The 14,663-nt window shown below is 46.0% G+C and carries 11 protein-coding genes; all 11 read left to right on the forward strand.

Annotated elements, in window-relative coordinates; genetic code table 11:
* Positions 1 to 400: 400 nt before the first annotated feature.
* The 11 genes from J0L70_RS30180 (at position 401) to J0L70_RS30230 (ending at position 14,414) form a co-directional block, all read left to right on the forward strand.
* Entirely contained in the window at positions 401 to 1,330 is a 930-nt protein-coding gene (locus J0L70_RS30180; RefSeq protein WP_190649212.1) for a glycosyltransferase, read from the forward strand.
* Between the two features lie 5 nt (positions 1,331 to 1,335).
* Positions 1,336 to 2,322, forward strand: coding sequence for a hypothetical protein (locus J0L70_RS30185; protein ID WP_287457049.1), 987 nt, complete (start codon positions 1,336 to 1,338; stop codon positions 2,320 to 2,322).
* Positions 2,323 to 2,373: 51 nt separating this feature from the next.
* Entirely contained in the window at positions 2,374 to 3,372 is a 999-nt protein-coding gene (locus J0L70_RS30190) for a glycosyltransferase family 2 protein (RefSeq protein WP_190649215.1), read from the forward strand.
* A 2-nt stretch (positions 3,373 to 3,374) separates the two neighbouring features.
* Positions 3,375 to 4,679 carry a glycosyltransferase gene (locus J0L70_RS30195; protein ID WP_287457051.1) on the forward strand — a complete coding sequence of 435 codons (1,305 nt, stop codon included), beginning with the start codon at positions 3,375 to 3,377 and terminating at the stop codon, positions 4,677 to 4,679.
* Between the two features lie 10 nt (positions 4,680 to 4,689).
* Entirely contained in the window at positions 4,690 to 5,697 is a 1,008-nt protein-coding gene (locus J0L70_RS30200) for a glycosyltransferase family protein (RefSeq protein WP_190649219.1), read from the forward strand.
* 67 nt (positions 5,698 to 5,764) lie between these two features.
* Entirely contained in the window at positions 5,765 to 7,168 is a 1,404-nt protein-coding gene (locus tag J0L70_RS30205) for a glycosyltransferase family protein (protein ID WP_287457052.1), read from the forward strand.
* A 27-nt stretch (positions 7,169 to 7,195) separates the two neighbouring features.
* Complete coding sequence (locus J0L70_RS30210) at positions 7,196 to 8,734, forward strand: hypothetical protein (RefSeq protein WP_287457053.1); 1,539 nt, start codon at positions 7,196 to 7,198, stop codon at positions 8,732 to 8,734.
* A 21-nt stretch (positions 8,735 to 8,755) separates the two neighbouring features.
* Positions 8,756 to 9,973: a glycosyltransferase family 4 protein gene (locus J0L70_RS30215; protein WP_287457054.1), complete on the forward strand. Its 1,218-nt coding sequence runs from the start codon at positions 8,756 to 8,758 to the stop codon at positions 9,971 to 9,973.
* A gap of 102 nt (positions 9,974 to 10,075) precedes the next feature.
* Positions 10,076 to 11,122 carry a glycosyltransferase family 4 protein gene (locus tag J0L70_RS30220; RefSeq protein WP_287457055.1) on the forward strand — a complete coding sequence of 349 codons (1,047 nt, stop codon included), beginning with the start codon at positions 10,076 to 10,078 and terminating at the stop codon, positions 11,120 to 11,122.
* Positions 11,123 to 11,166: 44 nt separating this feature from the next.
* Positions 11,167 to 12,348: a glycosyltransferase gene (locus J0L70_RS30225; protein WP_287457056.1), complete on the forward strand. Its 1,182-nt coding sequence runs from the start codon at positions 11,167 to 11,169 to the stop codon at positions 12,346 to 12,348.
* A 29-nt stretch (positions 12,349 to 12,377) separates the two neighbouring features.
* Positions 12,378 to 14,414 (forward strand): glycosyltransferase, encoded by a 2,037-nt coding sequence (locus J0L70_RS30230; RefSeq protein ID WP_287457057.1) that lies wholly within the window; start codon positions 12,378 to 12,380, stop codon positions 14,412 to 14,414.
* Positions 14,415 to 14,663: the final 249 nt, after the last annotated feature.

A 14,663-nucleotide genomic window follows, 5' to 3' on the forward strand; every position in this document is an offset into this window, starting at 1 on the left:
GAATCTTTTGATTTAGAAAGTCAGGAGTACGGAATCAAAAAATAAAAGCTCAAAGAAATTACTGCTCAGTATTCTAAATAGTCTTAACTAGAGTCGTCGTTGATCGCGACTGTATATCACCTGCGTATTTGAACTTAATTATGTACGGGTCTCCTCTTGGTTTGAGCCTCAAAATTGTGTCGCTAAAATAGCAGGGTAGGAAAGCTTAATTTCCTCTGGCTTTGCTCTAGATGACGACTGATTGACACGATCGCAAAAGCTGCATTGTCCTGATATATCGTCTACTTTTTCAACGCAACTGAAACTTATACAGTAATGACAACGGTTAGCCTGCTTTCGTAAACACGATCGCAAATTCATTGCAGCAACACTAAAACTAGTTCTAATAATTAATTCAGGTATGTCCCTAATTAGTGTGGTTATTTGTACTCACAATCCTCGTGAGCAATATTTGCAACGAGTTCTCGACGCGCTGCAACGACAAACACTCCCCCTCACAGATTGGGAACTGCTCATAATTGATAATGCAAGCCAGATCCCTCTATCTTCAACATGGAATTTGAGTTGGCATCCTCTAGGACGCATTATTCGTGAGAAAAAGACGGGACTGACTGCTGCCCGCTTATGTGGCTATCAAGCAGCCAAGAGCGAAGTTCTTGTGTTTGTTGATGACGACAATGTGTTGGAACCGGACTACCTAGCGCAAGTCCACCAAATTTTTCAGCAGTACCCAGGGTTGGGAGCGATCGGAGGAAAATCTATACCAGACTTTGAAATTGCTCCCGAATCTTGGATGGTTGAATTTTACAAGATGTTAGCACTTCGAGACTTTGGAGAACAGTCCTTGATCAGCCAAGCTTTTGATTCAGAGGGACCGAATGCTTATCCAGACTTTGCTCCAGCAGGCATTGGCTTAGCAATTCGGCAATCTGCATTTCAGATCTATGCAGAACGTGTGCTCACGGATCAACAACGATTATCATTCGGTCGTACAGGCCAGCAACTGACCTCTGGCGAAGATAACGATATTGTGTTGACGATTTTGGAGCAAGGTTGGCAAGTCGGCTATTTTCCCGAATTGAAGATTATCCATATAATTGCAGCGAGCCGATTAAATAAGGAATATTTAGCACGATTGAACTACGCCTCAACTCGATCCTGGGTGCAAGTCTTGAGAGTACATAGAATTGAGGCATGGCAAAGGATTCAGCCTTGGACCGTAATGCTCCGCAAACTCAAAGCGTTCCTTGCTTATCAAGCTTGGCGGAATGCAGCAGCTTATGTCCGTTGGCGTGGAGCCTGTGGCTTATATGAAGGTTTAGCAGAGTAGAGCCAATGAATCAATCGACACAGCTTATCCACAATAGTATTTCTAGCGTTGCAAAAAACCTGCAACTGGGACGAGTTCTGTATTGGTCATACTATGTTCCTAAAGGAATGATACAGAGATCGCTGAAGCGAGATCCCATTCGCCGCTGGGGTGATGGTCGTGCTCAGGCTCAAATGGAACGCACTGCTTATCATTTGCCGCCTCTTACGCCTAGCAGTAATCCAGACAAACTCTACTTCCTCAGCGGTCGTCGTTTTTGGTATCAAACTTGTTTTTGTGCCTATTCCATGGTTACTCGATCGGGAGTTTATTTTAGACCAGTTATTTATAATGATGGTACCTTAAGCCAGCCCTTCCAGGATGAAATTCGGCGCATCTTTCCTGATGCAGAAATTATTGATACTGAAATCATTGAAGATCAACTAGATCAAGCATTACCGACACAAACATTTCCTACGTTGAGATCGCGCCGACTAGAATACTTCAACCTGCGGAAACTTACAGATATCCATGCAGGTTCTCAGGGCTGGAAGCTCGTTTTAGATTCAGACATGCTGTTTTTCCGTCGTCCCGATTTTCTGCTCGATTGGCTAAAAGCTCCCGAAAATCCTTGCTACATGGTAGATATTGATAATGCATACGGATATTCCGATGCATTGATGACTCAATTAGCAAGAGCAGCTATTCCGGATCGGGTGAATGTTGGAATTTGTGGACTCAATAGCACATCGATCGACTGGGAGGAACTAGAATATTGGTGCAAAACGTTGATCGACACAGAAGGCACGAACTACTATCAAGAACAAGCATTGACTGCAATGCTCATCGCACGCTTTCCAAATGAGATCGCTCCTGAGAAAGAGTATGTATTGATGCCCAACCGATCTGAAGTGCAGACTCCTCAAGCGGTGATGCACCATTATGTTGCAGACTCAAAGTTCTGGTATTTCCGCTATGGCTGGCAGCAAATTGTCCCTACTAAAGTTGCTTGATCTTCTCAAGAGCTACTTTGCTATAAATTCACTCTGATTGATAAAACGCTTATGTCATCCTTAGTTTCTATTCTAATTCCTGCTTACAATGCTGCGGATTGGATTGCTCAAACGATTCAATCTGCTCTTGAGCAAACTTGGTCAGATACTGAAATTATCATTGTGGATGATGGCTCAAGCGATCGTACGTTAGAGATTGCAAAAACATTTGCGAGTAGCAAAGTTCGTGTTCTGACTCAAGCCAATCAAGGAGCCGCCGCCGCCCGTAATCATGCTCTCCGTCTCGCGCAGGGAGATTATATTCAATTCCTGGATGCTGATGATCTAATCGCTCCTGACAAAATTGAGCAGCAACTCAAACTCTTGCAAACAAGCCCACCAAACTGCATTGCTTCTGGGAGCTGGGCACGGTTTTATCGCGATCCCGCTACCGCAACCTTTAAGCCCGAACCCTTGTGGCAAGACATGGAACCCGTTGATTGGTTAGTTTGTGCCTGGAATGGGCATTGGATGATGCATCCGGCTGCATGGCTTGTGCCTCGATCGATTGCCGAAGCCGCTGGGTTGTGGGATGAAACTTTATCCCTCAATGATGATGGGGAATACTTCTGCCGAGTGGTTTTAGCCAGTCGATTTGTCAAGTTTTGTGCTGAAGCAAAAAGCTATTATCGCTCTGGTATTCCAGGCAGTTTGAGCGATTGGAAATCTGATGCTGCTTATGCTTCAGCTTATCGAGTGATCGAACAATGCAGCCAGCAGATTTTGCACTATGAAGATAGCTCTCGTACCCGTGAAGTCTGTGCAACTTTGTTCCAACGGTTTATCTACGAAACTTATCCTGCTGTTCCCATTCTGCGGCAACAGGCACAACAGCAGGTACAAAACCTCGGCGGTACGCCGTTAAAGCCAACAGGCAGCCCAATGTTTCAGCGCTTATCTAGCTTGATGGGTTGGCGAATGGCGAAATGGATTCAACAATTGCTTTATCAAAGCGGTTATCGTCTTCAGAAACGCAATTCTACCGCTATCACTCAACCCTCTGTATCGTAATCATGGCTCGAATTCTGATTTTAATTAGTGGACATTTGTGTAATGCTCCTCGTCCTCAGAAAGAAGCTGATGCTTTAGCGGCAGCAGGTCATGAGGTAATGATTGCGGGGATGTGGTTTGATGACAAGTTTGCCGATCGAGATCGACAATTGCTCTCAGGCAAATCCTGGTCGTTTCATCCGATTGTGGATTTTCGCGGTGTGACGTTCGCACAAAAGCTTCAACGTTTAAGAATGCGCTTACAAGCGAAGCTAGCGCGAGAATTGTTTCAAAAAACGGCGATCGCATTACCAGACCTGCTGGGATATGGAGCAAAAGCAATGTTGCAGTTTGCCAAAACCCATCGAGCAGATCTCACGATCGTTCACTCGGAAGTCGGACTTTGGGTTGCTCAGCAATTGCGACAGCAGAGCTATACTGTTGGCGTTGACTTTGAAGATTGGTTTTCGGAAGATCTCCTGCCATCCGCGAGAGCAAGTCGTCCAATTGCTTGGGTTCGAGCTTTAGAAGCAGAGTTAGCTCGCCACTGTACTTACTGCTTAGCTCCTTCTCAAGCAATGGCAACTGCGATCGCGAATGCGTATCAAAGTGCTCCGCCCGTCGTGATTTATAACTCGTTTCCTTGCGGAGAACACCTTCCAAATCAGCTGCAATATCACGATCGAGAGAATTTACAGAACCCCTCCTTGCATTGGTTTTCTCAAACTATTGGGCCTGGACGGGGGCTAGAAACTTTACTCGCAGCGCTCCCTCATTTGAAAGCAACCGTAGACATCCATTTGCGAGGAAATTGCCCTGCGGTGTATCGAGACTGGCTGAAAGCCAATATTCCTGACGGATGGCAAGATCGCATCTGGATTCATGATACGGTTGCCAACCATTTGTTACCCGCTCGAATTGCTGAGCATGATATCGGTCTTGCCCTAGAAACCAGCACGATTCCCAGTCGTGATCTTACTGTCACCAATAAACTCTTTCAATATCTACAAGCGGGACTCGCTGTCATCGCAACGGATACTGCCGGACAGCAAGAAATATTACGCCATGTTTCTCAAGCCGGACATCTGATTCCTAGCGATGACACGATCGCGCTCGCTACTGCAATTAATCAATGGGTACAGCAGCCCGAACAATTAGCGATCGCAAAAGAAGCGGCTGTCCAAGCCAGTATGGCTCTCGCCTGGGAGACCCAAGCCCCTAAACTAGTTCGTCAAGCAGAAGTCGCGATTCGCCCAGAGCACAACTCTGAAAAAAATGCGGCACAACCAGGGTGTACTTCACTGTCTCAATCTTCTCCAACCGTATAACGATTCTCTTATGTCCAACATTACTCTTCAAATCAATCTCGCGCCAAGCGATTGGCTTCATGCTTGTCACATCTTGCCGCACCAACTTCGCCAATTTGCGGGGCAAGTTGATGAAGTTCTACTTACGTTGGATTTACATCGTAGTATTGGCAGATTTTCCGAAGGTTGGGAAGAGCGACTGCCTAAGATTGAAGCTTTAATTCAGGAATGCTGTCAGCAATATACCCATGTGCGATCGCTGACAGTCGATTATTCTCCTGAAGCGATCTCAGCCGTGAGTCAGGCATTCTTTGGTGATCAGTTGATTCCTGCTAAGGACTTTCGAGGAGGGCCATTCTATTCATATTTCTATGGTCTTTATTCTGCGAGTCATGACTATGTTTTTCATATTGATTCGGATCTAATGTTTGGGGGCGGGAGCCAAACCTGGATTCAAGAGGCAATCCAGTTTCTGCAAAACCATCCCAACGTGTTAGTCTGTGGGCCTTTACCGGGTGCACCCTCGGGTAGTGAAACGCTGTACTCCCAATCTGCACACCGATTCCCCTACTCTTCTCTCGCGTTTCAACTCGATGAGATGAGTACTCGCTATTTTCTATTCGATCGTGCTCGTTTCCGGCAGCAGATTGGGGCTTTGCCGTTGCCTTATGCTGCACCTTGGGGTTTTATAAAAGCCATTTTAGAAGGCAATCCTCCTTATCGCTTGCCTGAGGATATTTTGAGCAAAATGATGGCAAAGCAAGGGCTACTGCGGGTGGAATTTCTAGGGCAGGAGCAAGGCATGTGGTCGCTGCATCCGCCCTACCGTTGCGCTGATTTTTACGATCGCTTACCAGAACTGATTCAACGCATCGAGACGGGTAACATTCCTGATGAACAGAGGGGCTATCATGATGTCAATGAAAGCCTCATTGATTGGAGTATTGCTCGCGAAGCGTTAAAGCAAAATCGCTGGTGGAAGCGTCTCGCTAAACGATGGCAGCAATCCCAATTACAAATCAGTCAAGCGAAACAGTAAATAGACGAAGACATTTGCGTATACGCGATCGCAATATCGATCGCAAGCAAAGCCTACGGATAGTGGAATGAAGAATGCTATTGTTCAATTCACTATGCAGATCAGCGATCGTAGCCCTTCCGATTCTACAGTCAGTCAATCTCCACGGCGACGAGTTCTGATCGTCAGTCCCCACTTTCCCCCGACAAATGCCCCCGATCATCAACGGATTCGGGTGGCTTTGCCTTATTTAAGTGCATTGGGTTGGGAAGCAGAAATTCTCGCAGTTCAACCCCATCATGTTCCTCATCCCGTTGATCCAAAATTAGCTGAGGCATTGCCCACTGACTTACCGATTGTCCGTACCGAAGCCTTACAGCGACAACATACAAGTTGGATTGCACTCGGGAATGTGGGCTGGCGTTGTTTACCCTATTTTCAGCAGCAGGGCGATCGCCTTCTGGAAACTAAAGCCTTCGATTTAGTATTCTTCTCTACAACTATTTTTCCAGTCATGACGCTGGGAAAACGCTGGCATCATCGCTTTGGTATTCCTTATGTGCTCGACTTTCAAGATCCGTGGCGTAGCGATTACCACCTGAGCGGCAATCCAAAAAAACAACAAGACAAGCCTCCTGGTGGATGGCTCAAGTATGGTATGACCCAGTTTTTAGCTCGCCTCTGTGAACCCCAAGCGATGCAAACTGTGAATCACATCATTAGTGTTTCTCCCACCTATCCACAAATCCTCCAACAACGCTATCCTTGGCTCCAGTCAGATCAGTTCACCGTATTGCCCTTCGGTGCGCCGGAGCATGACTTTGCCCAACTACCCCAACTCAACATTCGCCAATCGATTTTTGATCCCAATGATGGCAAGAAACATTGGGTTTACGTCGGGCGTGGGGGAGCAGACATGGCAACAGCCCTTCGTATTCTGTTCTTAGGAATTCAAACTTCGCGTCAAAGTTGTCCGGAGCTATGGCAAGACGTTCAGTTGCACTTTGTGGGGACAAGCTACGCGCCGGATCACCTGGCAGTCAAAACGGTTGAAGCGATCGCTCAAGAATACGACGTTGCAGATCTGGTAACTGAACATACTCGTCGCATTCCTTACTTTGAAGCACAACAGTTACTTGTAGACAGTGATGCCATCCTGATGATTGGCTCCGACGATCCTAGCTATACTGCTTCAAAACTTTATCCCTGCATTTTGGCAAAGAAACCCATTCTAGCCATCTTCCATGAACAAAGTTCTGTAGTTAATATTCTGAATCAGTGTCAGGCTGGACAGGTCGTAACCTTTGCCCAAGATATTGATCCAGTCACCCGCTGCTCGGAAATGGCAGTTTGTTTAAACGAATTACTCAAATTACCTCGCTACTATCAACCACCGACCTGCTGGGATGCCTTTCGTCCCTACACAGCAAGAGAAATGACACGCCAGCTCTGCGAAGTATTTGAGCAAACCGTGCAGCGCGCAGCGGCATAGAGCTACATAGCGGAGAGTAATCTGAGAATGGCACAAGTCCAGCAAAAAAATCAGATGAAGATCGTCTTCTGGATCGGCATTGGCGCACTCGTCATGGCGAACTTTAAGGCACTGCGACAGGTTGCGCCAGCTACCGCATTAGGAGCAGTCTTCATCGGAATTGCCTGCATGTTTCCCATGTATCTATGGTGCGCGGGAAAGGTGCGTGGGATGCCGATTTTCCCATTTTTTACCCTGACCTACCTATGGACATTTTGCCTCCCACTGCTGAGCTCAAATCCTAATGTGCTCATGTATTCGCCAGCGGATCACCTATATGCCAGCATGACAACTGTTACCTTCTTAGGCTGCGGTACGTTTATCTGGTGGCAATTTGTCAAAGCGCCAAACCAAAATAGCCAGCCAATTCTTGCACTGCCCGCTAAAGGTGCTGAAACCTTCTTTTTCTGGATGCTAGGTGTTCAGCTACTCTTCAATATGTACTTTTTAGGGGCTTGGTTTAGTATTCCTGGTAGTTTGTTTTCGTTGGTGCGAGGAATTATTTTAGGACTCAGCACATTAGGAGTTTTTGTCCTGTGCTATCGCAGTGGTAGGGGGGATTTGTCTAAATTTAGAAATAGCTTACTCTTTTTTCTGATTGCTGCGATTATTTTGACCAGTGCTGCGACTTTGATTCTCAAAACCGCTCTGACTCTCTTTCTGATGAGCATTGTCGCTTATGTGATCGGTGGGCGTAAGTTACCTCTGCTTGCATTAATCATCGGCTTAGTCTGCATTATCCCCTTGCACTATGGCAAGCACCCAATGCGCCATCAATACTGGAACGGTCCTCCCCGTCATGTTCAGCCGTGGGAATATGCTGCCTGGTTTCAAGAGTGGCTGGGACATTCTCAAGGTGAACTCTTTGCCAAACCTCAACGCTGGGATCCACCGAAAGAAAAAAAGGAATCGTTTGTCGAACGCTCTAGTGTGATTCACATGCTATTAATGGCGCAGAATAAAATTCCACGGCTGTATCCTTACATGAATGGTGCAACCTATGCCATCATTCCACAGTTAATGTTACCTCGCTTTTTGAGTCCGAATAAGATTCGCAGTCATGAAGGAACGCACATGTTAAATGTGCATGTAAAACGTCAAACCTATCAAGAGACGTTTAAGACCGTAATTGCCTGGGGACTTTTGCCAGAAGCTTATGCCAATTTTGGGTTTATAGGGGCGTTGCTAATCGGTGGTATTCTTGGCTCCTTCTACGGATTCGTAACTCGTGTAGGAATTGACGCTCCCACATTTTCTTTTCGGACATTGTTTTGCATTTTAGTCATTAGTTTTGCTCTGGCATCGACTGAATGGACAGCAGGCGTGTACTCAGCGACTCTCCAGCAATCCTCGATGCCTTTAATTGGAATGCGCCTAGTCCTGATGAAACGGTATCGCCTCCGCCCACCTGAAAAATATCAATCGAGTGAAGCTTCATTGTTATCGAGGTTGCAATCGCTCAATGAGCAGGAGCGACAATATCTCCTTCAGTACTTAGATCAACCTCTGCCTCAACAGAAACCTTAAAGATATTGACCATCCTTTACCATGAAAAAACTAGCCATCATCACTTCTCATCCAATTCAGTATTATGCTCCGTGGTTTCGTTATCTTGCAGCATTGTCTGATCTCTCGATTCGAGTGTTTTATCTTTGGGATTTTGGTATTACTCAAAAAGCAGATCATGGCTTCCAACAAGCGATTCAGTGGGATATTCCTCTCCTCAGAGGCTATGACCATGAATTTGTCCCAAACATAAGTTCAAGTCCGGGTACTCATCATTTCTGGGGACTCTACAATCCGACACTCAATTCCCGAGTTAGAGCCTATGCACCGGATGTGGTGCTCTTGATGAACTATAACTATGTCAGCCTCTATCAGTTCTTGGCAAGCTGGCACGATACTCCGATTCTCTTTCGTGGAGACTCTCACCGCTTAGTTCCCGAACGGGGCTTAAAAGCGTGGTTGCGGCAACAGTGGATTCGCCAAGTCTTTCGCCGATTTGATGGAGTGCTTTATGTAGGGCAGGCGAATTATGACTATTTTCGCGCTCACGGTGTGCCTAGCGATCGCTTATTCTTTTCTCCTCATGCGATCGACAATGAGCGCTTTAGCAGCGAACATGCCACTGCACACGAACAAGCTCAACAATGGAAACAAGAATTGGGAATTCCATCTCACCACCGTGTGATCTTATTTGCAGGTAAACTGATTCCGAAAAAACGTCCTAATGATTTGCTAGAGGCTTTTTTAGAAGCAAAATTACCAAATACTTCTCTACTCTTGGTTGGTTCAGGAGCATTAGAACCCGAACTGCGATCACGAGCTGCTTCCCACGATCATGTTTTCTTTGCTCCCTTTCAAAATCAGAGTTTGATGCCACGCACTTATGCGATCGCAGATGTGTTCGTTTTACCCAGCTATGGAGGTGGCGAAACGTGGGGCTTGGCAGTGAATGAAGCAATGTGTCTAGCGAAACCCATTATCGTAAGCAATCATGTGGGATGTGCAATTGATCTGGTAGAGCAAGGGCAAAACGGCTGGATCTTTCCAGCAGGAGATACAGGGGCATTGAAGCGTTGCTTGCAGGAAGCTTTGAGCGATCGTAATCTTCTTATCCAACAGGGTGAACAAAGCTTGCACAAGATTCAACACTATAGCTATTCGCAAGTGACGACAGGACTCAGACAGGCATTGTCTCAACTTGGGATTCTATCAAAGCCTGAGGATGAACATAAGTTATACATTCAGCAATCCTATTCGTAAACTTCATCGTCAACGTCCGAAACGCAAATTGGAACTATCAATCAAATTGCTTGAGTCTTCACGATGATTGTTCTTCTGAGTTTCTCCTTTTCTCTTTGCTTCGTGTTACTGATCACGCCATTTGTTAAACGCTTAGGATCTCAGTGGGGGATTTTAGATCAGCCTGATGCCCGGAAGCTTCACCAAATCCCGATGGTGCGGGTCGGTGGTTTGGCAATTCTTCTGGGAACATTGCTCTCCTGTGGCTTGAGCCTAGCTCTCAGTATTCCATCCACATCTCAAGAGTGGTTGCCAGTGATGGGAGTGTTACTGGCAAGTGTCGGTTTTTTTGGGATTGGGTTTGCTGACGATCGCTGGCAGCTTTCGCCCTATTGGCGGTTGCTCTTACAGGCAATTGTTGTCGCCGTCGTCTGGCTGATGGGCGTTCAAATTCACACGCTACCTATTCCTCTGGTTGGGACAGTACCGTTGGGAATGTTGAGCTTTCCCATCACCTTTTTGTGGTTGGCAGGTGTAGCAAACGCCATTAATTGGATGGATGGCATGGATGGATTGGCAACCGGAATGACAGCGATCGCCGCGGCGATGTTTGCGCTACTCGCTTGGCAACATCAAGACATGCCTGTATTGATTCTAGCTTTATCACTAGCAGGAGCCGCTCTCGGTTTTTGGCAATATAACCGCAAACCTGCTCAACTCTATATGGGAGATGGGGGTTCGTTTTTTATGGGGGGCATGCTAGCTGGAATTGGGCTGTTAAGCATGAACAATTCAGGATTTATAGCAAATGCCGTTCCTTACATTGTCCTTGCTGTACCCATTGTGGATATGGTGCTGGTCATGCTAGCTCGCATTATGAACCGCAGGTCTATTTTCTTCCCAGATCAACGCCATATTCATCATCGGCTACTGCGCTTAAATCTGTCTCAATCAATAGTGGTCTGGACAATTTACAGCTTGGTGCTGTGGTCTGGTTTAGGTGCAAATTATCTACTCGTCAGTGCTTGGGGTTGGAGTAGTGTGATAGGTGTTCTATCAATGCTTGCATTCGTCAACCGTACTAGCTTAAAGCTTCTTCCACTTAGCTTTCTGGAATCCTCAGGCATCAATAAAGAACTGAATCTTTACAGCCAGAACAAATCCGTTTAGAGCAATTCCCTTCGGTATTACCTTCTGTCTTTTTTGAGTTCAATATGAGCGCTTCTTCACTGCATTCTTCTCGGTCGCTCTTACATTTCTGGGCTCCCGGTTTATTTGATTTCAAAGGTGGAATTCAGGTTTTTTCCCAATTCCTATTAGCAGCCTTGCAGGATCTTTATCCTCAGATGCAGTGCCATACGTTTCTGATGCACGATTGCCTCCATGAGCCGATTGATTCAGAACAAACCCAATTCCACTACTGCGGGCATTTTCCTTTGAAATTAAGAACCCCCGCCTTTGGAGCACAGGTGTTAGCATCAGGATTATGGCAAATGCCAGATTTAGTGCTGACGACTCATCTCAATTTCACCGTAGCAGCTTACCAACTGAAGCAAATTGCGAGAGTTCCTTACTGGACGATCGCACATGGGTTTGAAGCTTGGGCCATTGATCGCCCTCACGTTCTTCAAGCGTTATCTCATGCCGATCGCATTCTAGCAGTGAGCAACTATACTCGCGATCGCTTATTAGAAAATGGCAGAATTAATCCTGAACGAGTGCAGATTTTGCCCAATACCTTTGATGCAAGTCGGTTTCGGATTGCGCAAAAGCCAACTGATCTGCTACAGCGTTATGGGTTAAGTCCTGACCAACCCATCATTCTCACGGTCAACCGTTTAGCTGCAGAAGAATCATTTCATAGCTATGATCAGGTCTTACACGCTTTACCGTTGATTCAGAAGGCGGTTCCCAATGTGCATTATCTAATCGTGGGCAAAGGGAACGATCGAGAGCGCCTGGAAAACCTGATCCAGTCTAAACAACTTCAAAACTGTGTGACATTAGCCGGATTTGTGTCCGATGAGGAACTCCCGAACTACTATAACCTGTGTGATGTCTTTGCAATGCCGAGCAAATTGGAAGGCTTTGGGATTGTTTATCTAGAAGCAATGGCATCGGGCAAACCCGTTGTGGGCGGAATGGATGGAGCAATGGATGCCCTAGACCAGGGACGCTTAGGTGCAATTCTCAATCCAGATGATGTGCCATTGTTAGCAGAAACACTCATCCAGATTTTACAAAGGCACTACCCTAATCCGCTGTTGTATCAACCCCATGCACTTCGAGAAAAAGCGATTCAGACCTTCGGAATGGCTGCCTTTCAACATCGACTAGCACACCTGATGCAAACCTCTCCGATTGTGCAAAAGACTCATCTACTTCAGCCAACTTAATGGTTTTATATGACTTACGAGGCACGTGAATGAAAATTCTTCATATCATTCCTTCAGTTTCTCTGATTCGGGGAGGACCAAGTCATGCAGTTCTCGAAATGGTTTGGGAATTGCGACAACAAGGCATTGATGCCGTCATTGCGACAACAAACGATGATGGAGATGGATTACTGCAAGTTCCCTTAAATCAGTGGATTGACTATCCAATCAGTGCAACGGAAGCCGACAAGACGGTTCCCGTTCAATTTTTTTCTCGCTTTTCGCCTGCGCTGACTTCCATTCGAGAGTTTACCTTTTCCTTTTCATTGACACTTTGGCTCTGGCAACACATTCGCGAGTATGATTTGCTGCATATTCATGCTGTGTTCTCTTATCCTTCTGCGATCGCGATGAAGATCGCGAATCTAGCTAAAGTTCCTTATATTATTCGTCCTTTAGGTTCTCTTGCTCAGTGGTCACTTCAACAAGGGGCTCAGAAAAAGCAGCTTTATCTCCGCCTGATTCAACAAGAGATTCAGCAGGCAAATGCTTTACACTTCACCTCAACCCAAGAGCAACAGGAAGCTACAGCATCAGGACTCGCTTTTTCTAGCTTTGTCTTGCCCCACGGCTTAACATTACCTCCTTCTAGACCTGACGCTAAGACGCAACTGCGGGATTGGCTAAATCTTCCCGCTGAAGATCCTGTGATTCTTTTCCTGTCTCGCTTGCATCCTAAAAAAGGCTTGGATGCTTTGATTGCTGCTTTAGGTCAATTATCAGACCAGCGATTTCAATTTGTCGTTGCAGGCAGAGGAACGCCAGAGTATGAGGCAGAACTGCACCAACAATTACAAGCCGCAAGGATTCAAGATCGCACCCATTGCGTCGGATTTGTAAGTGGCGATCGCAAACATCTACTCCTTCAAGGATCTGATCTCTTTGCGTTACCTTCTCATTCTGAAAACTTTGGCATTGCCGTACTCGAAGCGATGGCAGCAGGGCTTCCAGTCTTGATTACTCCAGAGGTAGCATTAGCGGATTTAGTACACAGCGAACAATTGGGATGGGTCGCGTCCCAATCCCCTAGTGAGCTTGCTCACGCGATACAAACTTGCCTTACAACTCCTCGGATAGCTCAGAGTATGGGCGAACGAGCTGGTCAACTTGTGCGATCGCAATTCACCTGGCAATCGACAATTCAGCAACTTATTCACCACTATCAAACCTTTGTTCAACCCTCTTCTATTCCGGCTTCATCAACGATGCTTGACGCGATTACGCCCGTAATTTTGACCTACAACGAAGCAGATAACATCGATCGCACGTTACAACGCTTGAAATGGGCGAAGCGGATTATCGTTGTTGACAGTTACAGCCAAGACGAAACGCTACAAATTCTGGCAAAGTATCCTCAAGTCGAGCTATTTCAGCGCTCCTTCGATACCCATGCGAATCAATGGAACTATGGGTTAGAACAAGTGCAGACAGAATGGGTTTTATCTCTCGATGCTGACTATTGTTTGAGTGAAGAACTCACAGCAGAAATGGCGGCTCTATCAACCGATTCGGAGTTCGACAGTTATTTCTTGCCCTTCAAATACTGTGTGTTTGGCAAACCGTTACGTAAAACGCTACTGCCTCCCCGTGAAGCTCTTTTTCGCAAATCTAAAGCGGTTTACGTTGATGATGGTCACACGCAATTATTAAAAGCTGAAGGCTGTTCTAGTGTGCTCAATGGTCCCATTTATCATGACGATCGTAAGTCCTTTAGCCGTTGGCTCTGGGCACAAGATCGTTATGCTTTGCTAGAAGTGCAAAAGCTCCTCACTACGCCGCAATCCGACCTCAGTTTTGGCGATCGCATTCGTCAAACTAAAGTACTTGCTCCTCTAGTTGTGTTGCTTTATTGCCTAATCCTTCATCAAGGATTATTTGACGGTTGGAGAGGCTGGTTTTATGCATTCCAGCGAGTGCTTGCAGAAATGATTTTATCAGCACGTTTAATTGAGGCAAGTTACAGGCGAAATACAATACAGACGACCAATGAGCCTGTGCTGACCCGTCCACTGGAATCTACCAGCTAAATTGATAGCGCAGAATTGGTAGAGTGCAGATTAGATAGTCCAGACTCATCATCTGGACTATTTTTTGATCTTAGGCGACTTCTTCCAATGACTTTACCCATTAAGTGGTCGAATTAAGATATCTGAGATCTTGCACCATTCTCAATAAGGCTTGCCAAACGCAACAAAATCTGAAAGAAAGGGCGTAGAAATAAAAATGAGACGGTTATGGAAACCATCGTTGAACACGCCCAATCGTTAGTGTATAGT

The organism is Leptolyngbya sp. UWPOB_LEPTO1 (assembly GCF_017302695.1).
Classification (GTDB): domain Bacteria; phylum Cyanobacteriota; class Cyanobacteriia; order Leptolyngbyales; family Leptolyngbyaceae; genus Leptolyngbya; species Leptolyngbya boryana.